Below are 24,731 nucleotides of genomic sequence, written 5' to 3' on the forward strand. Positions count from 1 at the left end.
GGGGCCTTCTCTTTTTTAAAGCAGACCATCATATTTTTGTATACTGTAACACCTTCTTCCTGAAGAAAACAGCTCTTTATTTGGAAAGAATGAGTTTGTTTTTGCTATTTTTTAGTAATAGTTTGTACTTTAAAGAAATATTTTGCGTCAGAGAAAGGGCATTTTTAGTATTTTTGTATGTTAATAGTTTGTTTTTTTAAATATACAAAATGTAAAGTAAAAAAAGAAGCAGAAGTAAAGAGAGAATGGCGCGTTTACCAGCAAGACTTTTAAGTGGTTACCAAAATTTTATAAACAATCATTTTTTATATAAAATAGCACATTATCAGCAATTGGCGATTGAAGGGCAGAAACCTGAAGTTTTGGTCATTGCTTGTTGTGATTCGCGTGCAGTGCCAGAAATGATTTTTGATGCTAAGCCAGGGGAAATCTTCACTTTGCGCAACGTGGCAAATGTGGTTCCTCCTTTTTCTCCTGATGATCAATATCACGCAACATCAGCAGCTCTTGAATATGCTGTGCAATTGCTCGAGGTGAAACATATTGTCGTTTTTGGTCATGCCCATTGTGGAGGCATTCGTACTGCTCTTAAAGAGACATGTAAATCTTTATCATCAAATGATTTTATTGGTCAATGGATAAGTCTCTTAGCACCAGCAGCAGAAATCGTTTTGAATAATAAGTCGCTGTCTTGGCCAGAAAAACAGACGGCATTAGAGCAGCTTTCTATTCGCCATTCGTTGAGAAATTTAGAGACGTTTCCGTGGATAAAGCTTCGCAAAGATCAAGGTTTTTTGACATTACACGGGGTTTGGTTTGATATCTCTAGCGGGAAATTATGGAGTATGGAACAGGAAACAGGTTGTTTTATGCGTGTTGAAGTTGAAAGTTTTGAAGTATAGTATTTGCTGTTTTTATTTCTTCGTATAAAAAGACATTTTATGATAAAACTTGACAAAGCTGGGGTTTTATTGTTTGAAGGAGCAAGCTTTCAGTGACAAAATTAACTTGGAGCCACCGACTGAGACCCCAGTTTAAGGGTATAAAGAGATCTCAGAGGTCAACATCCGACGGCGCGATGCGTTCTCGGATGCTATTTTGGTTTGTTTGTTATGCAACAATGAGGTAAATGATGTTTGAATCCTTGCAAGAGCGACTTGGTTCTATCCTGTCTCATTTGACGGGACGTGGCGCTTTATCGGATCAGGATGTTGTAGAGGCGCTGCGTGAAATTCGTCGCGCTTTATTGGAAGCTGATGTTGCTCTTGATGTTGTACGCTCTTTTACCGATAGGGTTCGGGAAAAAGCCGTTGGGGCCGAAATCGTTAAATCAATTAAACCAGGCCAGATGGTGGTTAAAATTGTTCATGATGAATTGGTTCATATTCTTGGAAATGAAAGCGTTCTGAGTGATTTAAATGCACCAGCTCCAGTTGTTATCATGATGATTGGTTTGCAAGGTTCCGGAAAAACAACTACAACAGCAAAGCTTGCGAAACGGTTCACTGATAAGCACAATAAAAAAGTTCTTATGGCGTCATTAGATACACGTCGTCCTGCTGCACAGGAGCAGTTGCGCCAATTGGGAGAACAGGCGAAACTTGCAAGCTTGCCTATTATTGCGGGACAGCTGCCCGTTGATATTGCATCACGTGCCGTGCAGGCTGCTAAATTGGGTGGTTATGACGTGCTTCTTCTTGACACAGCAGGACGTAATCATATTGATGAAGCTTTGATGCTCGAATTGGCTGAAATTAAAGCATGTTCCCTTCCTCATGAAATTATGTTGGTGGCTGATAGTTTGACAGGGCAAGATGCCGTTCATCTTGCTCGTTCTTTTGATGAGCGTGTAGGGATTACAGGGATTATTTTAACACGTATGGATAGTGATGGGCGTGGTGGTGCTGCTCTTTCTATGCGTGCGGTTACAGGTAAACCAATTAAAGCAATTGGAACTGGTGAAAAAATAGATGCTTTAGAAGAGTTTCATCCCAGCCGTATTGCTGATCGTATTCTCGGAATGGGGGATATTGTTTCTTTGGTTGAAAAAGCTGCTGAAACAATGGATCATGAGAAAGCTGCTGCTTTTGCAAAAAAAATGCAAGCCGGAAAATTTGATCTAAATGATCTTGCAGAACAGTTGCAGAAAATGAAAAAACTGGGTGGAATGGGCGGTATTATGGGCATGTTGCCAGGAATGGGGAAGGTCAAAGAGCAGATTGCGGCTGCGGGGCTTGATGATCGTTTGTTTGATCGTCAATTGGCCATTATTTCATCTATGACACCGCAAGAGCGGGCGAATCCAGAGCTTTTAAAACATAGCCGCAAACAACGAATTGCTAAGGGATCTGGTACAACGGCAGCTGATATTAATAAACTTTTGAAAATGTATCGCCAAATGGCTGATATGATGAAAGCTATGGGTGGTAAAGGAAAAAGTGGTTTTATGGGAAAAATGTTCGGAGGACTTGGTTCCAAAATGGGTTTTGGTGGTATGGGAAATTTTGGGGGGAATTCTCCAGCTATGCCTGATTTGTCGGGATTGGATCCAAAGCAATTCTCAACACTTCAAAAGCAAATTGAAAATGGTAATGGAGGGAAGCTCTTGCCCGGACTTCCCAAGCGTGGACCTACATTTCCTGGTCTTTCCAATGACATTGCTGATAGGGGAAAATTTCCTCAGCATCCTAAGAAAAAATAAGATGTAAAGAGGGAAAGGAATATGATGCAGGAAACAGTATTAAACGAATTGGCACATTTACGAGCATCTATTGATAATTTTGATGCAACTTTGATTCATATCTTAGCAGAGCGTTTTCGTTGTACGAAAGCTGTTGGGCGCTTAAAAGCGCGTTATGATTTGCCTAAAGTAGATCCTCTGCGTGAGCAATATCAGGTAGAGCGTTTGCGGCAATTGGCTATAGATAGTCATCTTGATCCTGATTTTGCTGAAAGATTTTTAAAATTTATTATTAAAGAAGTTGTGCGTCATCATGAAGTTATTGCTGAAGAGCAAAAAACAAAAAAAGTTAATTTAAACGAAAGCCAGAGCTGACAATAGGAGATAAAATATGGCATTGAAAATTCGTTTGTCCCGTGGAGGTTCAAAAAAACGTCCTTACTATCATATCGTCGTTGCAGATGTTCGTAGTCCGCGCGATGGGCGGTTTCTTGAACGTGTTGGTGCATGGGATCCAATGTTGCCTAAAGATGGACCGAGGGTAAAACTTAATGAAGAACGTATTCAATATTGGCTTGGGCAAGGGGCACAACCAACAGATCGCGTTTTACGGTTTTTAGATGCAGCTGGTTTGAAAAAGCGTCCAACCCGTAATAATCCACATAAAGGTGAACCGGGTAAAAAAGCACAAGAACGTATAGCAGCAGCAAAGCAAGCGGCAGAAGAAGCAGCGGCAGCGGCTGAAGCAGAATCTGCTTCAGCATGAGAAGCATGATTGTTTAATCAACGTGTCTTTAAAAGCTTTAGAAAAATAAATATTATCCGTTTTTGTCTATCAAAAACGGATTTTCTTTAAAAAGCTGCTTGTTTAAACAGCGCTGGTTTTTTAAAAATCAATGGTTTTAAAAGTCAATAGCGCGGCCTTTAATTTCCCAGTCTCCATAGCGGGAAGGGTCTTTTCCGCCGCGTCCGCCGTTTTCTAAAGGTTGTTCTTTTTTTGCTGCGCTTTTTCGCCTTTCTTCAGCTTCTTTAAGGGCGCGTTGTGCTGCGGGAGAAAGAGATTGCTGTTTAACGACAGTTGCATTTTTTTTGCTTGTATTCTCATCTTTTTTATTCATTTTACACCTATTCCATTGAAGAAGCAGAAAGAAAACACCATCATATAATATTGATTGACTTTTATCATGGAGTTTTTTGAGTAATGAATATAATGCGTACAGCCATGCTTTTGGCTTTTTTAACTGCTCTCTTTATGGGAGTTGGTTATCTTGTTGGAGGGGGCGGTGGCATGGTCATTGCTCTTTTGATGGCAAGTGGTTTAAACTTTTTTTCTTATTGGAATTCGGATAAAATCGTTTTACGCATGTACGGGGCGCGTGAAGTTGATCAGCATTCAGCACCAGTTTATTATAAGATTGTAAGCGATTTAGCGCAAAGGGCTTCTCTTCCTCAACCAAAGGTTTATGTTATTGAGAATGCACAGCCAAATGCTTTTGCGACGGGACGTAATCCGCAAAATGCTGCTGTTGCTGCAAGTACTGGATTGTTAGAGCGGTTGAGCTCAGAGGAAATTGCCGGCGTTATGGCGCATGAGCTCGCACACATTGAGCATCGTGATACCTTAACAATGACTCTAACAGCAACGATTGCAGGGGCAATTTCAATGCTTGGTAATTTTGCTTTCTTTATGGGAGGACCGCGTAACTCTTCAGAAGATTCTCATGGCGCTGGGGCAATTGGAGGATTTATTGCACTGCTTGTGGCACCTTTTGCAGCGATGCTGGTGCAAATGGCGATTAGTCGTACGCGTGAATATGCTGCGGATCGGAGAGGGGCTGAAATATGTGGTAATCCTTTATGGTTGGCTTCGGCATTGCGTAAGATTGCTGATGGGGGACGTGGAGTATATAATGAAGAAGCAGAGCATAATCCAGCAACTGCGCATCTGTTTATTATTAATCCTTTGAGTGGTGAGGGAGCGGATAGTCTTTTTTCTACACATCCAGCAACTGCAAATCGTATTGCTGCTCTTTATCAGCAAGCAGAAGAGATGAAAGGGGCTCTTGCCAAAAGTGTGGGATGGAATAAAGAAGACACTATACATGAAAAAAGCAACGGGATGAACTATGGAGATTTTCATAGTGGTCAGGCTCATGCATTAGGTGAGCAAGAAAACAGTTCTTTTCAGCGTGTTACAAAACGTCCTTCTTGGCTTCGTTATGAAAATTCAAAAAGATCTCGTTCATAGAGTTATTGAGGGAGTTTTTAAGGAAACAGTGATATAAAGGTGGTGTTTTGAAACACAAAAAAGCGGGGCATGTGTCTGAAAAAAATGTTCCAGGATTAGCTGTTCGGCAGGTGTGTGTGCGTCTTTTGGGGGCGGTAGTTGATAAGCACACGCCTTTGTCTGGTTTGACGGATAATGAACACGGACATCCACAATATTTAAAGCTTTCACAACGAGATCGTTTGTTATGTCGGGCTATTTTAACAGCTTCATTGCGTCATCGAGGGCAGATTACGGCAGCTCTCTCACGCCTTTTAGCGCGTCCTTTGCCTTCACAAGCACTTTCACTCCAGCATCTTTTGCATATCAGTGTTGCACAAATTCTTTATCTTGATATTCCAGATCATGCGGCTATTGATTTAGCTGTGCGTGTGGCGAAACTTGACCCTCGAATGCGCCGTTTTTCAGGGGTGGTGAATGCTCTTTTACGCAATATTGCACGTGAGGCGGTGTCTTTACGCCAACAAATTCCTTCCATTGAAGGTGTGCCAGCGTGGTTTAGACAGCTTTTAATGTCAGCTTATGGAACAGAAAAGGCGCATCAGATTATAGCAATTCAAAGTGTGGAACCCCCTTTTGATTTGACAGTGAAATCTGATAGTGTTGGATGGGCTGAAAGGCTTGGCGGTGTGGTGTTGCCCAATGGTTCTGTTCGATTGAATCGTCTGGAGTGTTCTGTTTCTGATTTACCAGGCTATAGTGAAGGAACTTGGTGGGTTCAAGATTTTGCTGCAGCGTTGCCTGCTTGTTTATTAGGAACACTTCGGGGTAAACGAGTTGCTGACCTTTGTGCGAGCCCTGGGGGAAAAACAGCACAATTGGCTTTACAAGGAGCGCAGGTGACAGCAATTGAGCTTTCTGCTAACCGCGTAAAGCGTTTAAAAGAAAATATGGAACGGCTTCATTTTTCAGTTCACATTTGGCAGGGCGATGTGAGAAATTTCCATCCCACACAGCTTTTTGATGCGGTTCTTCTCGATGCTCCTTGTTCTTCTACTGGAACGATCCGTCGTCATCCAGATATTTTATGGACGAAATCGAGGGATGATATTGTCAAGTTAGCGGCGTTGCAAAATGATTTACTTGTCGCAGCAATTTCCTTGGTAAAGGTGGGGGGACGGATTATTTTTTCCAATTGTTCATTGGCAAGAGAAGAAGGTGAAGATCTTATTGAAAAAATTTTATCGACACGCAATGACATTGTTTTAGAACCTATTTATCCAGAGGAAATGGGAGCACTGGCACATTTGCTTTGTGGGGGGATGTTACGTACAACGCCTGCGGATTTTTGTCATAAAAATTTTGATGCTGAGAAAACCGCATTTTTAGGAATGGATGGTTTTTTTGCTGCACGCTTACGAAAAATTGCTTAATTAACTCTTCATTTACAAAAATGGTCGAAATTGTATTTGAATCAGCATAAATGGAGATGAAATTTTGGCGGTTGCGGTAAAAGCTCCTCAGGTAAAAGTGGCAGCCTGTATCGATACGATACAGAATGTTATGCGGCGTTTATGGGTTGGACCATTGTTTCGTTGGCGGTTTTCAGGGTTTCGTCCTCATAAAATTTTAGCGCATCCCATGGATTTGCATGTGGCTGATCCTATGATGGCGCATGAATTTTATCATGGTCGTTTTGCTTTTGCTGGTCACATTGTTCATTCTGGTGCTGTTTCGCCATTTGCATTGGTTCCACCAACGCTAGAATGGGAAGCAGCTCTACATGATTTTCATTGGTTGCGCCATATGGAGGCAGCAGGAAGTGATTTAGCTTCTGCACACGCACGTTCTCTTTTAGAAGATTGGTTTGACCATGCTGGCAAGAAGGTAAAAGGGCTTGCTTGGAGTGGTCCTGTTGTGGCGCGGCGCTTGATTTCATGGATTTGTCACTCGAAAATGTTGTTAGAAGGAGCAAGTGAGCGGTTTGAAAAACGCTTTTTACGTGCGCTTGGTTTGCAATTTCGTTATTTGCGCGTAACAATTTGCAGTATGGAGCATGATGACCGACGTTTACAAGCAGCAGCGGCTTTGACGTTCGCATCTCTTGCTTTGCCTGTTTCTGTGGCAGTGAAAAAAAAGGTACAAACCACACTTATAAAAGAGCTTTCCCGTCAAATCCTAGTTGATGGTGGGCATATTTCTCGTAGTCCTGTTATTTTGCTGAATTTGTTATCGGATTTATTGTCGTTACGGCATCTTTTTATGCGTAGCAATGAAACAGCACCACGTATTTTGATTGATTCTGTTGAGCGTATGTTGCCAGCTTTACGATTCTTTATCCATGAGGATCAAACGTTGGCTCATTTTAATGGGGTTGGTCCCCTTGTGTCGGAACGGTTATCGTCCCTTTTGGAGCTTGATGAAACAGGAGGGCATCCTTTTAGTTATGCCCGTTATTCAGGATTTCAGCGCTTAAAAGCCAATCAAACAACAGTGCTTGCAGATACAGGAAAGTTTCCACCCCGCTTTGTAGCACAGCAGGCTTGTTCGGGATGTTTGTCTTTTGAAATGTCTTCACAAGGGCACCGTTTTATTATCAATACTGGTGTTAATCCTGATGGTCGGGAAGATTATCGACATTTAGGGCGTGTTACTGCAGCACATTCAACAGCTACGCTTAATGATTGTTCAGTGGGTGCTTTTTATCAGAAAAAGAAAAATGGCGCGCCATTTTTGTTTGATGGACCAACGGATGTTCAAGTGCGCCGTATAGAGGATTCAGAGAAGACGGGTTTTATTGCGAGTCATAATGGTTATGTGCGACCCTTTAATCTTATTCATGAGCGTGGTCTTATTTTGGCAACAAATGGAGATATGATCGAAGGTTTTGATCGCTTTTTTATGCCAAATAAAGGGGGAAAGAGACACAAGAGTGTGCAAAATGAACAAGATCATGTTGCTGTTCGGTTTCATCTTCATCCACAAGTTGAAGTTAACTATGATGGCAAACGTGTGTGTTTAGCTGTAAAGAACGAGAACGTGAAGAGCGAACAAGTATGGTATTTTATGTCGCCTGACGCAGATATTTGTCTTGAAGATTCGATTGATTTTGCAGAATTAACAGGTCCACAGCGGACACAACAGATTGTTTTATATTTTCGTCCTGCATTTCAGGAAAAAGTTCGTTGGCGTTTTATCCGTAAAGCGTTTGATAAAAAATCAGAACATTATTCCAACCCATAGTATATTGCGTTTTATCTTCGTGTCGCAAAACATCATCGTTTATTGTGGTAATATTCTCAAAATTTGAAGATCATATAAATTTTATACATGAAGCATTTTATTAGAGTATAGGTTGGATGTTTTTAGGCAAGGTTTGCTCATAGAATCTCATGAGGTGATGCTAAGAGGGATTGGCTCTCGAAAAAAGAGTTTTTAATAGACCATTGTTGACAGATGAGTACTGGTTAAGGATCTTCATTCTTTAAAGATGTGGAGAGAAAATAAAGCTGTTGCTTATCTTCTATAAGTTCTTAAGTGTGCTGTTGGGATTAATATTTATCTCTGAGAGAGTTGCATTAATAGGGTTACGTTCCTCACGAAAAACAGAGCGCTATTTATTGCATATTCACGGACTTATATTAAAGAAAAATCCCTTAATACTTCCAAGCCTATTTCGCGACGATGTCTGTGATGGGTATAACGGTAAATCCATGAAGCACCTCATCTTTACGCAAGGAGCAATTCAGCACCATCACACTATTTATTAGTGCCTAATGTTTTGAACAGCTCTTGGCACTAGAGATGATTCATAAGAGGCATTTTTAGCCTTTTCTTAATAGTTTTTATCCACACAGGATCCCTCGCTTGTAACGTGCAAGCGAATGGTTTTGGTTGATTCAACATACATAGATTTTGAATGGGAGAATCTTACGGTATTCGGGGTTCTAATTCAATATGAATAACGCTAAATTATCATTATAAATCAAAAGTTTTACATCATAGAAGCACTGAGAGTTCGAGAAACAATACATAGCAATGCCCGAGAAAGACAACCCTTCTACTCTTTGTTATTATACTAAAAATGAAGTCATAATAACAAACCACAAAATGCGTGCTTTTTCATAGCAAAGCACTCTCTCAAATGCTTCAAACAACTTTTATAAAGATTTACGCGAATAACGTCGTGCAATCGAATCAATATCACCGCGACAAATTCCAAGATCGCTGAGTTCATATGTTGAAAGACAACTTAATGCATTAACGGTTCGACGATAACGGCGCCAATTACTATAAAAACGTAGAATATTCATATCCTCTACTCAAACTTTTCATTTCACTCTTTGGTTTAAGAATAGAGCATATTACTAAAAAGAGTTGTGTTATAATATCATAACAGGTATGCATCTACATACAAGATAATACCCCTTTAACATTTTGCTCATGTGAAAGGGAAACCATTAAAAATATTAACAACGACAATATCCTATCCCTAAATAATGATTAAATTATGTGCATTTTCTGTGGTGATAAACTTCTTCACGAGTAGATTCTTTGGATTGAATAACTGCTTCCATTTCAACAGTTATCAATAGTCATACGATGATTATGAACAGTTCCTTGAAACATTTGTCTCATATAATAGAGAGAATCAGCAAAATTATTAATGGCGGAAGTGTCGTGTTCCTGTGAAAACCATCGCTAAACCCTGCGCATCAGCAGCCGTGATAACTTCTTCATCACGCATGGAGCCTCCTGGTTGAATAACTGCTGTTGCTCCTGCTTCAGCTGCTGCTAATAAACCATCTGCAAAAGGAAAAAATGCATCTGATGCAACAACCGATCCTTTTGTGAGAGTTTCTGTTAAGCCTGCTCTTTGCGCACTTTCTGCTGCTTTACTTGCGGCAATTTTTGCTGAATCGATGCGGCTCATTTGTCCGGCTCCAATTCCAACTGTTGCGCTATTTTTCGCGTATACAATAGCATTTGATTTAACGTGTTTTGCTACACGAAAAGCAAACTGAAGATCACGCATTTCATCTTGAGTTGGTGCCCGCTTTGTCACTACTTGCAATTTAAGATCATCAACCACCACGTTATCACGCGATTGCACTAAAATGCCTCCTGCAAGTGTTTTCGCAAGAAGTCCTCCACAGCGTGGATCAGGAACTCCACCTGTAATGAGCAAACGAAGATTTTTTTTCTTGGCAATAATTTCACGTGCCGCCATTGTGGCATCAGGAGCAATAATCACTTCTGTGAAAATTTTAACAATCTCTTCAGCACATTCCTCATCAAGGGTTTGATTTAAAGCAACAATTCCACCAAATGCCGATACATTATCACACATAAGAGCTTTCAAATAAGCTTCTTTCAAATTTTCTCCTTCCGCAACACCACAAGGATTGGCATGTTTAATAAGAGCGACAGCAGCGGTTTTTTGCGGATCAAATTCGGCCACAAGCTCAAAGGCTGCATCTGTATCATTCAGATTGTTATAAGAAAGCGCTTTGCCTTGTAAAAGTTTTGCTGTTGCAATACCAAAACGTTTTTCATTATTGCGATAAAATGCTGCCTGTTGATGTGGATTTTCCCCATAGCGCATAACACTCTCAAGATGACCAGAAAAACTCTGCCACGATGGAATTTCAATTTTTAAATCCCGTGCAAACCACGATGCTATTGCCGTATCATAAGCGGCGGTGTGTGCATAAGCGCGCATTGCTAGCTGATGACGCATAGATAAGCTTAAACATCCATTATGCTGCTTTAATTCAGCTAGAATCGAATCATAATCTTTTATCGTTGTTACAACACCAGTATAAGCATAATTTTTTGCCGCGGCGCGAATCATCGCTGGTCCACCGATATCAATATTTTCAAGAATCGTTTGCCCATCGGCTCCCGATAGGATCGTCTCTTCAAAAGGATAAAGATTCACCACCAAAAGATCAATTCCATGAATGCTGTTCTTTTCCATAGCTTCCCTATGGCTAGGATCTTCTCTTACCCCTAACAAAGCACCATGAATCAAAGGATGGAGTGTTTTTACACGCCCATCCATTATCTCAGGAAATCCGGTAACTTCAGCAACATCTTTTACCGGTAAACCAGCTGCTATGAGGGTTTTGGCTGTTCCCCCTGTTGAAATCAATTCAACATTGTAAGTAGTATGAAGGGCTTGTGCAAAAGCAACCACATCCGTTTTATCAGACACAGAAAAGAGAACACGACGAACCCGATGAAGATCAGGTATGGGAAAATTTTTGGCAATAACACCCATAACAGAAGCCTTAAAAATGAAAGAGTTAAAATTCTAGTAAAACAAGCTTATAGATTTATAGCATAAGCCTTTAGCAAAATACACTGAAAGGATAAACTGTCTTTTTAGAATATAGGGTGACTCACCTTTTTTTATTATCCTGTAAAAACACTCTCATTTGAGATGTGGTGATAGGTATAAAGTCTCATTGAGACATTAAATGTTTTTTTGTTGCTTATAACTCAACATCTCATCTTCATAGCAGTTTTGAAACAAAAAATGCATCCGTATGTTCTCTGCTATATTAGCTTTTATACTAGATGAAGGCGAAAGTATTGCGTATATCAATTGGAGTAATCTCTGAGATGGGAAACAATCTAATGAAGCAAGAATATAAAATTATAAAGGCAAAAATGAGTGCCTATCTTTCCTATCATTTTTAAATTTGGCTGTATGTTTTTCAAAAGCGTTTATGACAATGTTTTTTTAGAATGAATTTTTTTTAAGAGTGGAGATAATGCATTGTTTCACATTTTTGGGCATTACATTTTTAATGAATCATCCCTCGTTTTATGATGGTTTTTTGAAGAGTGTCGCGTAAATCTTTTGTGGATGGTATAAAGATTCATTGTATGCCTATGATCTTTATTTAACAAAGGCGCAAGTTAGTAGATTCTGTTCTCTTTATCAGTTTCCAAGATTCTAAAAATTTTTGTTACTTGAGATGGAAGAGGTCTTTTTTTAGTTTTTTTGCCGTAGCAGAAAAAGAAAAGCTCCTAACACACCAGCAGCTAAAATAAACCACGTGATTGCATAAACGAGATGATTATTTCGAAAATGGACAATCGTAAGACCAACGACGGGAAGGTTTGCTTGTGGAGATGTTTTTCTGGCATCAATGAAATAGGGGGCAACAGTGGACAGACCAAGTTTTTGTGCCATAGCAGGGAGATCGCGCGTATACCATAAATTCTTGTCCGGATTATTTTTACGCGGGAAAAATCCATTTTTTTCACTCATGCGTAATAAACCTATAATTGTTGTTTGTTCTGTGTCTGTGGTCGAATTTTGCTGAGATGAGGCATTTGTATGCGATTGCTCTGAGTTTTGAAAATTGTTACGTTCATCCATGGGGATAAAGCCACGGTTGATAAAGATCAGTGTATTATCAGCAGTTTGTAAAGGAGTCAAAACCCAATAGCCTGTAGTATTTTGAGCGGCAGCAGTGACTAAAATATTTTTATCTGTTAAAAATTTTCCTGTGGTAACAACAGGTTGATATTCGTTTTTTTCAAAAGTAACATCTGACCATTGATTTTTTGGGGGGGCTTTTATGGGGGGCAAATGAATGCGCTGATTGGCACTGGTGATGAGATTTGTTTTCCAGTTTAACCGTTGTACTTGCCATATACCTAATGCACTGAAGAGAAGAAAAAAACAAATACATAAAGTCCCAAACAAAAAAGAAGAAAAACGGCAAGAATCTTCCTGAAGCTTTGTCATGGGGGGCTCTTTTTTGCTCATGATTTATGCTTCCTTTCGGGACAATAAGTTTTTATTCTAACATGGTATGTATTTAAAAAAAACATTTTGTACGCTTTTTGGTGGAATTTGCACGCCTTATTGAGGAAAAAGATGAAGAATGAGCCAGTAAGATATGAAAAAGGTTTTATAAAAGACTTGACCTTTTGTTGTCGACCCCCTATTAGAAAGAGACTTCCCAATGATGCCCGTTCAAGGTTGCATTGTGCGTGTTTTACGTTCATTGTGTCCTTTGGGTATGGGGATTTGAAAGTTTCTTAGAGTTTAAGGGTGAAGTTTATGTCTCGTGCATGTGAATTGACAGGGAAGACGGTTCTGTATGGTAATAATGTTAGCCATGCGAATAATAAGACTCGGCGTCGTTTTTTACCAAATCTTTGCAATGTGACATTGATTTCAGAAGTGTTGCAGCAAAGTTATCGCTTGCGCATTTCAGCAAGTGCGTTGCGTTCTGTTGAGCATCGTGGTGGACTTGATGGTTTTTTAGTCAAAGCAGACGATAAAGAGTTGTCGCAACGTGCGCGTTTGCTAAAACGACAAATCATTAAGAAAAAAGCTGAGCAAGAAGGTGAGCAAAAGGCTGAACAAGCAGCGTAATTGTTAGCGCCATTCTTTTTGATTTATTGGCGCTTTTATTCCGGTTTTTTTGTTCTAGAAGTTAAGTTTTTTTCAGGTTGATCGTTTAATTTTATTGGTTCCGTATTATAGGTTAAAAAAATGCCCTCAAGCAGTCCTTTACGAGAACAGCAAAAGAAGAGGTATATTGTTTTTTCTATTTTAGCAATGTGCCTTGCTGTCACTGCTTCTAATATTTTTGTTCAATATCCTGTCTACTGGTTTGATTTAAATGAGCTGTTGACTTATGGGGCTTTTACCTATCCATTTGCTTTTCTGATTAATGATTTGACCAATCGTTTTTATGGTCCATCTGCTGCGCGGCGTGTGGTTTATGCTGGTTTTTTTGCGGGTATCTTTGTTTCTTGGATATTGGCGACACCACGGCTTGCACTTGCTTCTAGTTTTGCATTTTTATTTGGGCAACTCCTTGATATTGTTGTTTTTACTCCTTTGCGACGTAAAACATGGTGGAAAGCACCTTTAGCAGCAGCGTTGGTTGGTTCGGCTTTGGATACAGTGCTGTTTTTTGCTCTTGCTTTTTCTAGCTCTTTTGCTGTTCTTGATAAGATAACAGGCTATGCTGATAGTTCACTGGTGGAGAGTACTGTTTTGGGAGGGATAGGCATGCCAGTTTGGCTCTCGCTTGCTTTTGGTGATTTTTCGGTAAAAATTGTTATGAGCCTGTTTATGTTGATTCCCTATGGAACAATTCTTAATATTGTAAAGCTTCCTCTTTATCAAAGTCATTCAAAGGATGATTCTTCTTTTGTTTGTAACAAATAATGATCTTTGTCCTTTTGTTTTGCTAAAGCAGAGAAGGTTGTGCGTTATGTCTTCTAAGAACAGAATTTGAGTGGATTCAAAAAAGGGATTTTGCTTCTTTTCTCAAGTTGTATTTATCCATACATCATCTATGCTTATGATGTGTAAGGAGATAGTTTTGACTGATTCAGTATGAGATAAGAGCATCTTATCAGTATTAAAAACAGGTAATAAAGCTCTTATAAAGGCCAAAAAATGTCTTGTTAAGAATTGTGATGTCTTACTTATGATTATTTGAGCTATAAGAAACTTGGTTCTTATAAAGGAAAAAATATTTCGATATACATTTGGGTAGTATATAAATAGAAAAATAAATACCAATGGTATCAAGTCCTTTTTGACAGTTTTAAAATTTGGTTATACTGGTATTTATCATTATTTTAGTAACAAATGTTTGTGCAGATATGTTAATGAATTTACAATTTGTTATAATGCGATCTCTGTAGAATTTGGCAAACGCTTCGAGTATTTATTTTAGATAATTGTAGGTTAGAAAATGTGATACTTGGAGCTGATAATATGAACAAAATGATAAATCAAAGAGATCATATAAAGCTTTATTGGATAATTTGGTCTTAACTTCCTCGAAAAAACAGAGAGAGACTAGGGAGTTGCCTGTTGTAAAATTATCTCTTCGTTATCTGGGAGGGAAAAGTCGTGCTGTTCCTATGATTATTAATAACTATATAAGGAAGCAAAAAACTTTATGTTCTCCTTTTGTAGGAGGGGGATCAATTGAATTAACCTTAGCAAAAAGAGGAACAAAAGTTTATGCTTATGATACTTTTTAAGCCGCTTGTTGTTTTTTGGCAGATGCTTTAGAGGGATGCTTCAGCTCTTGCAGAAAAAGTGAGAGAATATGAAGATATGACTCCCGTAATGTTTTATAATCTCCACAAAACTTTTGGGAATATTAAAAATCAATTAGAAATTGCTGCCGTTTTTTCTTACTCTTAATTGCTCTTTTTTTCGGAACAACACTTTCTGGCGGTATGTCTTTAGGACATCCTCGATTCAATTATCATTCTATTGAACGACTTAAAGATTTTAAGATTGAAAATTTCACAGTGGAACACAGAGATTTTTCAAAAAGTACTCCTAAACACTTTAACGATTTTCTTTATTGTGATCCTCCATATCTTATTAATCAAAAACTTTACGGTCACAAAGGCGATAAACATAATTCTTTTGATCATCAAGCTCTTGCTGAACTTTTGAGAAAGCGTCAAGGATGGGTTTTATCTTATAATGATTGTGTGGAAGTTAGAGAACTTTATAAAGGACATACAATACTTAATCCTGAATGGACTTACGGTATGGGAAACAATAAAAAATCAAATGAACTCGTAATTTTGAGTAAGGATCTTTAGGAAATTGTATGAATCAGGTAGAAAATGGAAAAGCCTTTGAATATGCTTTGGCCATGGGGTTTAAAAAAGCAACAAAAGCTTCTGTAGAGTTTAACTCGTCCTTTCAAATAGCGGAGTCTTTTTATAATTTATTTAATGATACTGAAAAAAGGCTTTTAAATCTCGCTTCTATTGAAGCAGCTGTTTTCTTACAGTTACATGATAAAAATATTAGAAACACGAAAACTATTGTTCTTCAGGAAGATTTTGTTGGAATCAAAGGAGATGTCTGTGATATTATTTTAAAAGTTCCTGAAAATCCTATTGGTATTTCTGCAAAACATAATCATAGCGCTATCAAACATCCTCACCTTTTTGGTAAAATAGATTTTGGTAAAGAATGGGCAGGTTACCCCGTGTAGCAGCCTTTATTTCAATGAAGTTAGACCTATTTTTGATTATTTAGCAGAGCTCAGAGACAAGAAAATGTTCTTTAGAGATATAGAGGATAAAGACAGCAGAGTTTATCTTCCAATCCTAGAAGCTTTTTCTAAAGAACTTCAAAGGCTTTGTTTAGATTATCAAGATAAATTTGTAAAGCTATTGTTTCAGTATGTTATAGGTTCTTATGATTTTTATAAGATTATGATAGATACAAGATCTAAACAAAAACGGGTTATTATTCAGTCTTTTAATTTGAATGGCACTCTGGGATATGGTCGTAAATGGAAAATTCCAAGCAAAATTTTATCAGTTGCAATAAAACCAGAAAGTAAAAACAAACTCATTATAATTTTTGAAGATGGTTGGAGCATTTCTTTTAGAATTCATAATGCATCCAGTAAAGTAGAAGCTTCCTTAAAGTTCGATATTCAATTTGTGGGATTATCTTCTCAGGTTGTTAGTCATCAAATTCCAATGGTTTAATGATAGAGATAATTTTTTTAAGATGTAACTGTTGGCTGTTTCAAGGTAGGTTTATTTCTTATGAATATGAGGCATTTTATCACTAAAAAGTATTTCTAATTGTTTTGTTATGGCGTCAGCGAGTTCTTCAGCATTCATAATTGTTACAGCACGCTGATAATAACGTGTGACGTCATGACCAATTCCAATGGCAATGAGTTCAATGGGGGAATGTGTTTGGATTTCTTGAATCACTGCGCGTAAGTGTTTTTCTAAATAATTGCTGGCATTGACCGATAATGTTGAATCGTCAACAGGAGCACCATCAGAAATGACCATGAGGATGCGACGTTGTTCACGCCGTGATAAAAGGCGTTGATGAGCCCAAATTAAAGCTTCTCCGTCGATGTTTTCTTTTAATAATCCTTCTTGCATCATTAAACCTAAATTGCGTCGTGCGCGACGCCATGGGGTATCAGCACTTTTGTAGATGATATGGCATAAATCATTGAGGCGTCCAGGATTATGAAGTTTGTTTTGGGTAAGCCATTGTTCGCGCGATTTTCCTCCTTTCCAAGTTTTAGTGGTAAAACCTAAAATTTCAACTTTGACACCACAACGTTCAAGAGTTTGTGCCAAAATATCAGCACAACTTGCGGCAACGCTAATGGGGCGTCCGCGCATTGAGCCCGAATTATCAATGAGGAGTGAAACAACCGTGTCCCGAAATTGGGTGTTGCTTTCCATTTTAAAAGAAAGGGGTTGCATAGGATCAATAATTAGACGTGGAAGCCGTGCTGTATCAAGATATCCTTCTTCAAGGTCAAAGTTCCAGTTGCGATTTTGTTGCGCCATCAAGCGGCGCTGGAGACGGTTTGCTAAACGGCCAACGATGTTTTGAAGATGATTGATTTGCTTATCAAGATAACGGCGTAAGTGATCTAACTCGTTTTCAGAACAAAAATCTGTTGCTTCCAAAATTTCATCAAATTGACGAGTGAAGATTTTATAATCACCAAGTCTTTCCATTTGTTCCGAATCGGAAAAAAGGCGTTTGGGTCTGCTCGGCTTTTCTTGCCAAGGTCCATTTTTTTGCTCGCCGTCAGCTTGATCATTGTTGTTTGATTGTGTCGCTTGTGTTTTTCCGTCGTCTTGCACATCACTTTCTTGTTCAGTGCTGGTTTGTTCTTCACTTTGAGCGTGTTTTTTGTTTTTACTCTCTTCTTCTGCTTGGTCTTGAGGTTCACATTCGTTTTTTAATTTTTTATTGTTTTCACTGTCAGAAGCTTTAGCTTGTTGCACTGTCATTTTGAGTGTAGCAAGCATTTGGCGAACAATCTGTGCAAAAGCTTGTTGGTTGTAAATATGATGTGGGAGTTCATTGAGTTCTGCTGCTGCTTTTTGTTCGAGTTCTTGACGCCACAATTCTAAGACAGGACCTGCTTCTTTTGGAGCTGTGCGCTTTGTTATTTTTTCACGCAATAAAAGTGCAATCGCTTCTTGGATGGGGGCTTCACTTTGGTTGCTAATTTTATGATAATGGGCTCTTTTGTATTTATCGGCGAGCATGATATCAAGATTTTTTGCAAGTCCCTCCATGGCTAAAGTGCCAATTGCTTCAACACGTGTTTGTTCGAGGGCATCAAAGACAGCACGTGCTTCTGATTCTAGTGGAGCAAATTGCATGTGAATACGGTTATCATGCCATGCTTTGCGTAGAGCCATGGAATCACCTAATCCGCGGGTAATGGTGATGTCTTTATTCGTTGCGTATTGAGGTAATTCTGGTAAACGCGCACAACTTTCGCTTAAAGATGGTCGGTTATGACTAAAGGAAACTTCAAGGTTGTTTGTGCCTGCAATTGCACGCATACAGGTGGAAAGTGCTTTTTTAAAAGCTTCAGCATTAAGAGTGTTGTTGGAAGAGTCCTTTGCCAGATTTTTGTTGTCGCTAATGTCGGTAGCCATGAGTGACAGATTCCTTAAGGCGAAACACCATGAACGAGTGATTCGGGAAGTTCTTGTCCAAAGGCGCGTTGATAAAATTCTGCAACAGTGGCACGTTCGAGTTCATCACATTTATTGAGAAAGGTTAATCGGAAGGCAAAGCCGACATCTTGAAAAATTGTTGTATTTTCTGCCCAAGTAATGACGGTACGTGGACTCATGACAGTTGAAAGATCTCCATTGATAAAAGATTGGCGTACCATATCAGCAACATGAACCATTTGTGAAATTGTCTTTTTCCCCTCAGCCGTTTGAAAAGATTTGACCTTTGAACAAATGATATTAACCTCTTTATCATGGGGTAAATAATTGAGTATCGTAACAATAGACCAGCGGTCCATTTGAGCTTGATTGATCTGTTGGGTACCATGATAGAGACCGGTTGTATCACCAAGACCAATGGTGTTTGCTGTTGCAAAAAGACGAAAGGCTGGATGTGGAGAGATGACACGGCTTTGATCAAGTAAGCTTAGTTTTCCAGAGGTTTCAAGAACGCGTTGGATGACAAACATAACATCGGGACGCCCAGCGTCATATTCGTCGAAAACAAGAGCAATATTATTTTGATAAGCCCATGGTAAAATGCCTTCTTTAAATTCAGTGATTTGTAAGCCATCTTTTAAAACGATAGCGTCTTTTCCTACAAGATCAATACGACTTACATGACTATCGAGATTAATGCGAAGACAAGGCCAGTTGAGACGTGCAGCAACTTGTTCAATATGCGTTGATTTCCCTGTACCGTGATAGCCAGAAACCATTACACGACGGTTAAAGGTAAAACCTGCGAGAATCGCTAAAGTTGTTTGCTGATCAAAAAGATAATCAGGATCGATATCAGGAACATGGGAACTTTTTGTGCTAAAAGCAGGGATTTCCATATCTGTTTCAATATGAAATAGATCGCGAGCACAAAGTGTAATATCGGGTAAATTTTCAACGGTAAAATTTGTCATTGTGTTTTTGGAAGGGAGGGACGCTATTTATTCATCAGAAAACGATACAAGAGTTAGAGCATTTATGCAATGCTCTATAATGAGAGCCTTAGATGTGAAGGAAGATTTTTACGTATTCTATAATGTTTTGCAAAAAAAAGATAATATCTTGCGCAAATAATGATGGTCTAAATGAAAATGGGCTCATACAAGTACATGTTTTTAGCACAAACCAGACTTTTTTAGCAAATTATAAGCATGTAAAACATCACGAAAGCGCTCTTCCGAAGCACGATTACCACCATTGGAATCAGGATGGTGCTTTTTTACCAACTCTTTATATTTCATTTTGATGTCTTCTGCTGAAGCGTTTGCCTGTAGTCCCAGTGTATCAAAAGCTTTTGCTTCTAAGGGCTTTAATTTTCGTGAGAAATTATTGCTTGAATGCCGCTCAGTAAAAAGCGTGAAGGGATCGCGTATGCGATTTTGATAGGCAGCTGTTCCAGAGCGAATTTTTGCATAATTAGCGGCTGTTTTTTTCGATGTACCATTGCTCAGATCTGTAGGCCATGTCGGACGATGTCCTGTGAGAGCATCCTTTTGAAATTTTGCGATATCTTTATTGCTAAGACCAGAGAAGTAATTAAAATTTTTATTATAGGCGCGTACGTGTTCAATACAAAAATATAGATATTGTCCTTCGTGATTTCGACCTGCTGGTGCTTTATGGGACCCTGTTTTTTCACAACCTTCCCACTGACACTGCTGCGCTTCTGGCTCAGCTTTTTGTTTTTTATTTGAGCTTATGCGAATTGAATCGAATAATTTAGATGTTATTGTCATACTCTTGTGTTTATGCAAAATTGATTAATTTTACAAGAATTGACTTTTGAAAAATTTGTTTTCACACTTATTTTATTATGAAAAAGGTGTATTTTTGCACGTTCATTTTGTTTGAGGAATGAAAAATGTTTATAGAAACAATAATCAAGAGAAAGCTTCAGGATGCTTTTCATCCGCAAAAGCTTGAAGTGATTAACGAAAGTCATCTTCATGAGGGGCATCCTCATAATGAACATGCTTTTGATGGTAAAGGAGAAACACATTTTCGAGTGAAAATTTTATCTTCTTCTTTTTCTAATATGACACGCGTAGAAATACATCGCGCGATTTATAAAGTTTTACAAGAAGAGTTAGCTACTTGTGTCCATGCTTTGGCACTTGAGGTTGAAACTCTTTAATTTTTTTAATGAGGCGTTTTTTAGGAACGGGGATGGGCCTTTTGATAAATTTTTAACAAATGGTCTGTATCGACATGGGTATAGATTTGTGTGGTGGAAAGACTAGCGTGCCCAAGAAGTTCTTGAATTGTGCGCAAATCTCCCCCCCGTGATAAAAGATGGGTGGCAAAAGAATGACGCAGTGTGTGAGGCGTTGCAGTTTCTGGTAAACCAAGGCTTGCTCGTAAGTTGCGTACAGTTTTCTGAATAATGGCGGGTTGTAGGGGACCGCCTCGTGCTCCGCGAAATATGGGTTGGTTATTCACTAAAGGATATGGGCAACATTTGACATAATTTTGTACAGCTTCGTAAACAATTTTGATGAGAGGAACAAGGCGTGTTTTTCCGCCTTTTCCTGTTATAAATAAACTTGTTTTTTCAGGATCAGAAAATTGTTCTGGTGTGAGGCTTAAGGCTTCTGATATTCGCATTCCACAGCCATAGAGAAGCATGAGGACAGCCGCATTACGAGCACTAATCCAAGGTTCATTTTCTAGCTGGTTTTCTTGTTTGACTATGTGAAGTGCTGATTTGATCGCTAAAGGTTTTGGGAGTGATTTTGGGTGTTTGGGGCTTCGGATAAGTTGAGCCGCGGGAACATTGACGATTCCTTCACGTGATAGGTACTTGAAAAAAGAACGTATGCCTGCCACTCCGCGGCTTAAAGAGCGAGCACTTACATTGTTTGTACGCCGATAAGCAAGATAAGCACGCAAGTCACTGATGCGTAAATGAGCAAGATCTGTAAGGGTTGGTGTATGGCTTAAGTGTTGACAGAGAAAAGACAAAAATTGCCGCGTATCACGTTCATAGGCTTGCACTGTTTGTGCCGACATACGACGTGTTTGGACGAGACACTCTAACCAATTTTTCCTTGCGTTTAAAATTGCATGGTCTGCTGGAATGAGAGGAATATTTTCATCTTTTCTCTTGTCGTTTTTGATAGGCATTATCTAGTTGAGAGTTTCTTTCTTTTTAGATTTTTCATCGTTAGAATGACCATTCTTGTTTTGGGGTTGCTCTTCACGATTGATAAGTTGCTTTTCACCTTTGAGAGAGAGTATTTTTAAGAGATTGTGCGTTGACATCAAATGCGCAAAAATTAATCCTAAAAAGCCATTTTTATGAAGTTTGGCAAGTTGGCTTGCTGATAATTTATTCAATTTTTCTTCATCAACAACCCAAAAATGTTCCAATTGCGCTGAGAGTCCTTTATCGTTTTTCACATTGATGGATTTTTGGCTTAGAAGATCCATTTCCACAAGAGCATCAATAAACTCAGAGGTTTTCTCCATAGCGATTTTAAAACTTTCAAGAAAACGAATACGTTCTTCCATAAAAGGAGAAATAGAGCCGTCGGAATTAAAAAGTTCTGTTCCTGCAACTTCATTAAACATACCTGACTGTTGATCAAAGCAAACAGAAAGTTCTTTTTCATTGCTAATTTGTGCTAGAACAAAAGGATAGCGACGGACAAAAGCAGGGACATAAGTATTGGTTTTCCAACTTTTATCAGAAGCGATATAGTCATTTTCGTCATTAGAAAGACCGACAAGAGCCGCGGATGTGTAGTGCCGTTTTTTTTGTTCATCTTCGGCGCACATAAATAAAATAGGATAGTCTAGTGCTGCTTGAAAATATTCAGTACTTGCTAAAGGAACCCAGTGAGTATCCTTGGCAAAAGACATATCACTTGGAGGAGCAAATTTTAGATTTTTATGGGAAACTTTGTTGATTGGTGTGATATCTTTGTAAAATAGCATAATATTTGCCATAAGACTTTCTCCTTTATTAATTTGTTTTTTGTTACCAAGAAAGGTCTTTTAGAAGATTGTCTCATATGGCAACAAGATTGAATAGAAAACTATAAGATTGAAGGGTTCATTTTTGAGAGATAATATTTTCGCATGAAGTATAATAAAGAAAAGCTTAAAAATAAAGTCTATCTTGCCATTATTGGTATGCCTCATGGTATAAAAGGAGATGTTTTTGTTAAAATTCTAAGTGCTGAGCCACAGCGTTTCAAGTCCTACAGCACTCTTTATGATGATATGGGGCGTTCTTATGAAATTGTAACTCTTCGCATACAAAAAAATAAGGCGATTGTACGTTTTAAAGGGGTAGAAAATCGTAATGTTGCTGAGTCTTTAAAAGGTATTCGCCTTTATGTAATGCGTGATCAATTAATTGATGATCTGGATGAGGATGAGTTTTATCAAGTTGATTTAATAGGCTTGCGTGTTCAAGACTGTGGGGGAAAAGTCGTAGGGGAAGTGTGTGGTTTCTTTAATTTCGGGGCTGGTGATTTGCTTGAAATACGTTTGAATACAGGTAAAAGAGTTCTTATTCCCTTTAGTAAGGCGGTGGTACCAGAAATTTGTATGGATTCTGGTTTTCTTGTTGTTGATCCCATGGCAGCTGGTTTAAGTGATGGGGGAGACAATGATAAAAAGGAAATAGCTTGAATCTAAAAATAAAGATGAAGGTAAAAATAACTGATGAATTTCGTTAATAAAAAGTGGAGAGTGTGGAAATATTAAAAATGCACCTTTGAGCAGATATTGTAAGCACTTTATCTCGAGATAGTCTTGAATTTTTAGAGTCTTTTTTTAGTGCAAGTATTTAGAAGGATCGTATTAAATATGGCGCAGATCAAGGAGATTCAGACTAACGCTATAACGTTAAAAGTCTTGTTTGTGCTATTTTTGCTATTAAGAGTCTGTTTAAGAAAATAAGGATGAGAAATAAAATGAAATTTCAGGCGCGCGTTTTAACCCTTTATCCTGAAATGTTTCCTGGTTTTTTAGGGTATTCTTTAGCAGGGCAAGCTTTAGAGCGCGGAATTTGGTCACTGGAGACGGTGCAGATTAGGGATTTTGCTTTGGACAAACACCATAGCGTTGATGATACACCTGCTGGTGGGGGGGCTGGTATGGTAATGCGGGCGGATGTATTGGCGGCTGCTCTTGATTTTTGTCCACAGGATTCGCCAAGACTATTGATGAGTCCACGTGGGCGCCCTTTTGACCAAGCTTATGCGCATAGCTTGGCTCGTGATACGGGTGTAACGTTAGTTTGTGGACGTTTTGAAGGGGTTGATGAGCGAGTCATAGAAGCACGAGAATTAGAAGAAGTCTCTATTGGTGATTATATTCTTTCAGGGGGTGAAACAGCCGCATTGGTTATCTTAGATGCTGTTATACGTCTTCTGCCTGGAGTGATGGGGAATGCAGCTTCTGCGAAGAGTGAAAGTTTTGAAAATGGCTTACTGGAACATCCGCAATATACACGCCCTTCTCTTTTCGAAGGGCGGGGTATTCCGCCTGTGTTGCTCTCAGGTCATCACAAAGCGATCGCAGATTGGCGTCAAAGTCAAGCCGAATTGTTAACACGTCAACGTCGCCCTGATCTTTATGCGCGTTATGATAAAAATCATCAGAAAACTTGATTCATATGATAAGGTGGTGTATTGCATGGCTCTCTTTTTAGAGAGTTTTTTATAAAAGGTTTTCTGTAGTTCCAAAATTAAAATGAAGGAATGGTGTATTCGCTCCTGTGTAAGGCATAGCCTAAAGAGCTCCTTATTCTTAATAAAGGCTTTTTTGGTAAGAGTTGAGCGCTCTGACTGTTCGATAAAGAACATGAAGGATAAAAGAAATGAATATTATCGCACAACTTGAAGCTGAACAATGTGCAAAAATTGAAGAAAAGCGCCAATTTCCAGCCTTTCAGCCAGGAGATACAGTCCGTGTCATGGTGCGTGTGACGGAAGGTACGCGGACGCGTGTTCAGGCTTACGAAGGTGTTTGTATTGCGCGTTCAGGCGGTGGGTTGAATGAGACCTTTACAGTACGCAAGATTTCTTATGGTGAAGGGGTGGAACGGGTGTTTCCTGTTTATTCTCCGTTGGTTGAAGGTGTTGAGCTGGTGCGCCGTGGTAAAGTGCGCCGTGCAAAACTCTATTATCTTCGTGGTTTGAGAGGTAAAGCTGCACGTATCGCTGAAAAGAGAGATTATCGGAAAAAAGCTGAAAAGGTTGTTGCGAAAGTAGAAGCAGCAGCTGTAAGCACAGATGTTGAAAAGCAAGTTGCTGAGTAAAGATT

Annotated in this window: 27 protein-coding genes; 18 read left to right on the top strand and 9 right to left on the bottom strand. The window is 38.9% G+C overall.

The genetic code is table 11. The annotated features are described in order from the left end of the window. The first annotated feature begins 245 nt into the window (after window positions 1-245). The 4 genes from ACFIJQ_RS01100 to rpsP all read left to right on the top strand — a co-directional run bounded on the left by ACFIJQ_RS01100 (window position 246) and on the right by rpsP (window position 3,446). Window positions 246-902 carry a carbonic anhydrase gene (locus tag ACFIJQ_RS01100; RefSeq protein ID WP_208439374.1) on the top strand — a complete coding sequence of 219 codons (657 nt, stop codon included), beginning with the start codon at window positions 246-248 and terminating at the stop codon, window positions 900-902. Window positions 903-1,132: 230 nt separating this feature from the next. Further along, complete coding sequence (gene ffh, locus ACFIJQ_RS01105) at window positions 1,133-2,701, top strand: signal recognition particle protein (protein WP_375628136.1); 1,569 nt, start codon at window positions 1,133-1,135, stop codon at window positions 2,699-2,701. A gap of 24 nt (window positions 2,702-2,725) precedes the next feature. Next, entirely contained in the window at window positions 2,726-3,055 is a 330-nt protein-coding gene (locus ACFIJQ_RS01110) for a chorismate mutase (RefSeq protein WP_273787741.1), read from the top strand. A 16-nt stretch (window positions 3,056-3,071) separates the two neighbouring features. Next, entirely contained in the window at window positions 3,072-3,446 is a 375-nt protein-coding gene (gene rpsP / locus ACFIJQ_RS01115) for a 30S ribosomal protein S16 (RefSeq protein ID WP_273787601.1), read from the top strand. A gap of 136 nt (window positions 3,447-3,582) precedes the next feature. Here the strand turns inward: rpsP and ACFIJQ_RS01120 are convergent, their stop codons facing one another. Beyond that, window positions 3,583-3,798 carry a DUF1674 domain-containing protein gene (locus tag ACFIJQ_RS01120; protein WP_015857055.1) on the bottom strand — a complete coding sequence of 72 codons (216 nt, stop codon included), beginning with the start codon at window positions 3,796-3,798 and terminating at the stop codon, window positions 3,583-3,585. 83 nt (window positions 3,799-3,881) lie between these two features. On the opposite strand from ACFIJQ_RS01120, the gene htpX reads away from it, so the two are divergent. The 3 genes from htpX to ACFIJQ_RS01135 all read left to right on the top strand — a co-directional run bounded on the left by htpX (window position 3,882) and on the right by ACFIJQ_RS01135 (window position 8,150). Then, window positions 3,882-4,928, top strand: a complete 1,047-nt coding sequence (htpX, locus tag ACFIJQ_RS01125) for a zinc metalloprotease HtpX (protein WP_273787603.1) — start codon at window positions 3,882-3,884, stop codon at window positions 4,926-4,928. Window positions 4,929-4,975: 47 nt separating this feature from the next. Continuing rightward, the gene (locus ACFIJQ_RS01130; protein WP_375628103.1) at window positions 4,976-6,340 is read left to right on the top strand and encodes an RsmB/NOP family class I SAM-dependent RNA methyltransferase; all 1,365 of its coding nucleotides are present in this window, start codon (window positions 4,976-4,978) and stop codon (window positions 6,338-6,340) included. A 64-nt stretch (window positions 6,341-6,404) separates the two neighbouring features. Beyond that, window positions 6,405-8,150: a heparinase II/III family protein gene (locus ACFIJQ_RS01135; RefSeq protein WP_375628105.1), complete on the top strand. Its 1,746-nt coding sequence runs from the start codon at window positions 6,405-6,407 to the stop codon at window positions 8,148-8,150. Window positions 8,151-9,067: 917 nt separating this feature from the next. Here ACFIJQ_RS01135 and ACFIJQ_RS01140 read toward each other — a convergent pair. From ACFIJQ_RS01140 to ACFIJQ_RS01150, 3 genes are all read right to left on the bottom strand, one after another. Continuing rightward, a complete protein-coding gene (locus tag ACFIJQ_RS01140) occupies window positions 9,068-9,220 on the bottom strand; it encodes a DUF1127 domain-containing protein (protein WP_273787606.1) in 153 nt (50 codons plus the stop codon). 350 nt (window positions 9,221-9,570) lie between these two features. Continuing rightward, window positions 9,571-11,190 (bottom strand): bifunctional phosphoribosylaminoimidazolecarboxamide formyltransferase/IMP cyclohydrolase, encoded by a 1,620-nt coding sequence (purH, locus tag ACFIJQ_RS01145; protein WP_375628107.1) that lies wholly within the window; start codon window positions 11,188-11,190, stop codon window positions 9,571-9,573. A 720-nt stretch (window positions 11,191-11,910) separates the two neighbouring features. Next, the gene (locus tag ACFIJQ_RS01150; protein WP_273787608.1) at window positions 11,911-12,693 is read right to left on the bottom strand and encodes an SURF1 family protein; all 783 of its coding nucleotides are present in this window, start codon (window positions 12,691-12,693) and stop codon (window positions 11,911-11,913) included. A gap of 297 nt (window positions 12,694-12,990) precedes the next feature. On the opposite strand from ACFIJQ_RS01150, the gene rpmB reads away from it, so the two are divergent. The 7 genes from rpmB (at window position 12,991) to ACFIJQ_RS01185 (ending at window position 16,427) form a co-directional block, all read left to right on the top strand. Next, a complete protein-coding gene (rpmB, locus tag ACFIJQ_RS01155) occupies window positions 12,991-13,308 on the top strand; it encodes a 50S ribosomal protein L28 (protein WP_273787609.1) in 318 nt (105 codons plus the stop codon). A 120-nt stretch (window positions 13,309-13,428) separates the two neighbouring features. Continuing rightward, on the top strand, window positions 13,429-14,112 hold the full coding sequence (locus ACFIJQ_RS01160; protein WP_273787610.1) for a VUT family protein: 684 nt from the start codon (window positions 13,429-13,431) through the stop codon (window positions 14,110-14,112). Between the two features lie 349 nt (window positions 14,113-14,461). After that, a complete protein-coding gene (locus tag ACFIJQ_RS01165) occupies window positions 14,462-14,629 on the top strand; it encodes a transposase (RefSeq protein ID WP_372440006.1) in 168 nt (55 codons plus the stop codon). Between the two features lie 133 nt (window positions 14,630-14,762). Continuing rightward, window positions 14,763-14,942 (top strand): DNA adenine methylase, encoded by a 180-nt coding sequence (locus ACFIJQ_RS01170; protein ID WP_375628110.1) that lies wholly within the window; start codon window positions 14,763-14,765, stop codon window positions 14,940-14,942. Between the two features lie 201 nt (window positions 14,943-15,143). Next, window positions 15,144-15,521 (top strand): DNA adenine methylase, encoded by a 378-nt coding sequence (locus ACFIJQ_RS01175; RefSeq protein ID WP_375628112.1) that lies wholly within the window; start codon window positions 15,144-15,146, stop codon window positions 15,519-15,521. Window positions 15,522-15,529: 8 nt separating this feature from the next. Beyond that, window positions 15,530-15,922, top strand: coding sequence for a HaeIII family restriction endonuclease (locus tag ACFIJQ_RS01180; protein ID WP_375628114.1), 393 nt, complete (start codon window positions 15,530-15,532; stop codon window positions 15,920-15,922). Continuing rightward, window positions 15,891-16,427 (top strand): HaeIII family restriction endonuclease, encoded by a 537-nt coding sequence (locus tag ACFIJQ_RS01185; protein WP_375628116.1) that lies wholly within the window; start codon window positions 15,891-15,893, stop codon window positions 16,425-16,427. The genes ACFIJQ_RS01180 and ACFIJQ_RS01185 overlap by 32 nt, the downstream gene beginning before the upstream one ends. A 51-nt stretch (window positions 16,428-16,478) precedes the next feature. Here ACFIJQ_RS01185 and cobT read toward each other — a convergent pair whose 3' ends face one another. The 3 genes from cobT to ACFIJQ_RS01200 form a co-directional block, all read right to left on the bottom strand. Then, complete coding sequence (gene cobT, locus ACFIJQ_RS01190; protein ID WP_375628118.1) at window positions 16,479-18,374, bottom strand: cobaltochelatase subunit CobT; 1,896 nt, start codon at window positions 18,372-18,374, stop codon at window positions 16,479-16,481. A gap of 14 nt (window positions 18,375-18,388) precedes the next feature. Further along, a complete protein-coding gene (gene cobS / locus ACFIJQ_RS01195) occupies window positions 18,389-19,369 on the bottom strand; it encodes a cobaltochelatase subunit CobS (RefSeq protein ID WP_273787614.1) in 981 nt (326 codons plus the stop codon). Between the two features lie 201 nt (window positions 19,370-19,570). Then, window positions 19,571-20,191 carry a J domain-containing protein gene (locus tag ACFIJQ_RS01200; protein ID WP_015857044.1) on the bottom strand — a complete coding sequence of 207 codons (621 nt, stop codon included), beginning with the start codon at window positions 20,189-20,191 and terminating at the stop codon, window positions 19,571-19,573. Between the two features lie 125 nt (window positions 20,192-20,316). On the opposite strand from ACFIJQ_RS01200, the gene ACFIJQ_RS01205 reads away from it, so the two are divergent. Continuing rightward, window positions 20,317-20,589, top strand: coding sequence for a BolA family transcriptional regulator (locus tag ACFIJQ_RS01205; RefSeq protein ID WP_015857043.1), 273 nt, complete (start codon window positions 20,317-20,319; stop codon window positions 20,587-20,589). A gap of 20 nt (window positions 20,590-20,609) precedes the next feature. On the opposite strand, the gene ACFIJQ_RS01210 is transcribed toward ACFIJQ_RS01205, so the two are convergent. Both ACFIJQ_RS01210 and ACFIJQ_RS01215 read right to left on the bottom strand, forming a co-directional pair. Beyond that, entirely contained in the window at window positions 20,610-21,578 is a 969-nt protein-coding gene (locus ACFIJQ_RS01210; RefSeq protein WP_375628121.1) for a tyrosine recombinase XerC, read from the bottom strand. A gap of 3 nt (window positions 21,579-21,581) precedes the next feature. Further along, entirely contained in the window at window positions 21,582-22,403 is an 822-nt protein-coding gene (locus ACFIJQ_RS01215) for a SapC family protein (RefSeq protein ID WP_015857041.1), read from the bottom strand. A gap of 132 nt (window positions 22,404-22,535) precedes the next feature. On the opposite strand from ACFIJQ_RS01215, the gene rimM reads away from it, so the two are divergent. The 3 genes from rimM to rplS all read left to right on the top strand — a co-directional run bounded on the left by rimM (window position 22,536) and on the right by rplS (window position 24,726). Next, complete coding sequence (gene rimM, locus ACFIJQ_RS01220; protein ID WP_375628122.1) at window positions 22,536-23,093, top strand: ribosome maturation factor RimM; 558 nt, start codon at window positions 22,536-22,538, stop codon at window positions 23,091-23,093. Window positions 23,094-23,377: 284 nt separating this feature from the next. Beyond that, a complete protein-coding gene (trmD, locus tag ACFIJQ_RS01225) occupies window positions 23,378-24,076 on the top strand; it encodes a tRNA (guanosine(37)-N1)-methyltransferase TrmD (RefSeq protein WP_375628123.1) in 699 nt (232 codons plus the stop codon). A 209-nt stretch (window positions 24,077-24,285) separates the two neighbouring features. Beyond that, entirely contained in the window at window positions 24,286-24,726 is a 441-nt protein-coding gene (gene rplS, locus ACFIJQ_RS01230) for a 50S ribosomal protein L19 (RefSeq protein ID WP_015857038.1), read from the top strand. Window positions 24,727-24,731: the final 5 nt, after the last annotated feature.

The organism is Bartonella sp. TT67HLJMS, assembly GCF_042193375.1.
Taxonomy (GTDB): Bacteria; Pseudomonadota; Alphaproteobacteria; order Rhizobiales; family Rhizobiaceae; genus Bartonella; species Bartonella grahamii.

What these genes read in the sequence shown, in the direction of transcription:
- ACFIJQ_RS01100 (WP_208439374.1), top strand. Translation starts at nt 246, where the DNA reads ATGGCGCGTTTACCAGCAAGACTTTTAAGTGGTTACCAAAATTTTATA.
- ffh (WP_375628136.1), top strand. Translation starts at nt 1,133, where the DNA reads ATGTTTGAATCCTTGCAAGAGCGACTTGGTTCTATCCTGTCTCATTTG.
- ACFIJQ_RS01110 (WP_273787741.1), top strand. Translation starts at nt 2,726, where the DNA reads ATGCAGGAAACAGTATTAAACGAATTGGCACATTTACGAGCATCTATT.
- rpsP (WP_273787601.1), top strand. Translation starts at nt 3,072, where the DNA reads ATGGCATTGAAAATTCGTTTGTCCCGTGGAGGTTCAAAAAAACGTCCT.
- ACFIJQ_RS01120 (WP_015857055.1), bottom strand. Translation starts at nt 3,798, where the DNA reads ATGAATAAAAAAGATGAGAATACAAGCAAAAAAAATGCAACTGTCGTT.
- htpX (WP_273787603.1), top strand. Translation starts at nt 3,882, where the DNA reads ATGAATATAATGCGTACAGCCATGCTTTTGGCTTTTTTAACTGCTCTC.
- ACFIJQ_RS01140 (WP_273787606.1), bottom strand. Translation starts at nt 9,220, where the DNA reads ATGAATATTCTACGTTTTTATAGTAATTGGCGCCGTTATCGTCGAACC.
- purH (WP_375628107.1), bottom strand. Translation starts at nt 11,190, where the DNA reads ATGGGTGTTATTGCCAAAAATTTTCCCATACCTGATCTTCATCGGGTT.
- ACFIJQ_RS01150 (WP_273787608.1), bottom strand. Translation starts at nt 12,693, where the DNA reads ATGAGCAAAAAAGAGCCCCCCATGACAAAGCTTCAGGAAGATTCTTGC.
- rpmB (WP_273787609.1), top strand. Translation starts at nt 12,991, where the DNA reads ATGTCTCGTGCATGTGAATTGACAGGGAAGACGGTTCTGTATGGTAAT.
- ACFIJQ_RS01160 (WP_273787610.1), top strand. Translation starts at nt 13,429, where the DNA reads ATGCCCTCAAGCAGTCCTTTACGAGAACAGCAAAAGAAGAGGTATATT.
- ACFIJQ_RS01175 (WP_375628112.1), top strand. Translation starts at nt 15,144, where the DNA reads ATGTCTTTAGGACATCCTCGATTCAATTATCATTCTATTGAACGACTT.
- ACFIJQ_RS01180 (WP_375628114.1), top strand. Translation starts at nt 15,530, where the DNA reads ATGAATCAGGTAGAAAATGGAAAAGCCTTTGAATATGCTTTGGCCATG.
- cobT (WP_375628118.1), bottom strand. Translation starts at nt 18,374, where the DNA reads ATGGCTACCGACATTAGCGACAACAAAAATCTGGCAAAGGACTCTTCC.
- cobS (WP_273787614.1), bottom strand. Translation starts at nt 19,369, where the DNA reads ATGACAAATTTTACCGTTGAAAATTTACCCGATATTACACTTTGTGCT.
- ACFIJQ_RS01200 (WP_015857044.1), bottom strand. Translation starts at nt 20,191, where the DNA reads ATGACAATAACATCTAAATTATTCGATTCAATTCGCATAAGCTCAAAT.
- ACFIJQ_RS01205 (WP_015857043.1), top strand. Translation starts at nt 20,317, where the DNA reads ATGTTTATAGAAACAATAATCAAGAGAAAGCTTCAGGATGCTTTTCAT.
- ACFIJQ_RS01210 (WP_375628121.1), bottom strand. Translation starts at nt 21,578, where the DNA reads ATGCCTATCAAAAACGACAAGAGAAAAGATGAAAATATTCCTCTCATT.
- ACFIJQ_RS01215 (WP_015857041.1), bottom strand. Translation starts at nt 22,403, where the DNA reads ATGGCAAATATTATGCTATTTTACAAAGATATCACACCAATCAACAAA.
- rimM (WP_375628122.1), top strand. Translation starts at nt 22,536, where the DNA reads ATGAAGTATAATAAAGAAAAGCTTAAAAATAAAGTCTATCTTGCCATT.
- trmD (WP_375628123.1), top strand. Translation starts at nt 23,378, where the DNA reads ATGAAATTTCAGGCGCGCGTTTTAACCCTTTATCCTGAAATGTTTCCT.
- rplS (WP_015857038.1), top strand. Translation starts at nt 24,286, where the DNA reads ATGAATATTATCGCACAACTTGAAGCTGAACAATGTGCAAAAATTGAA.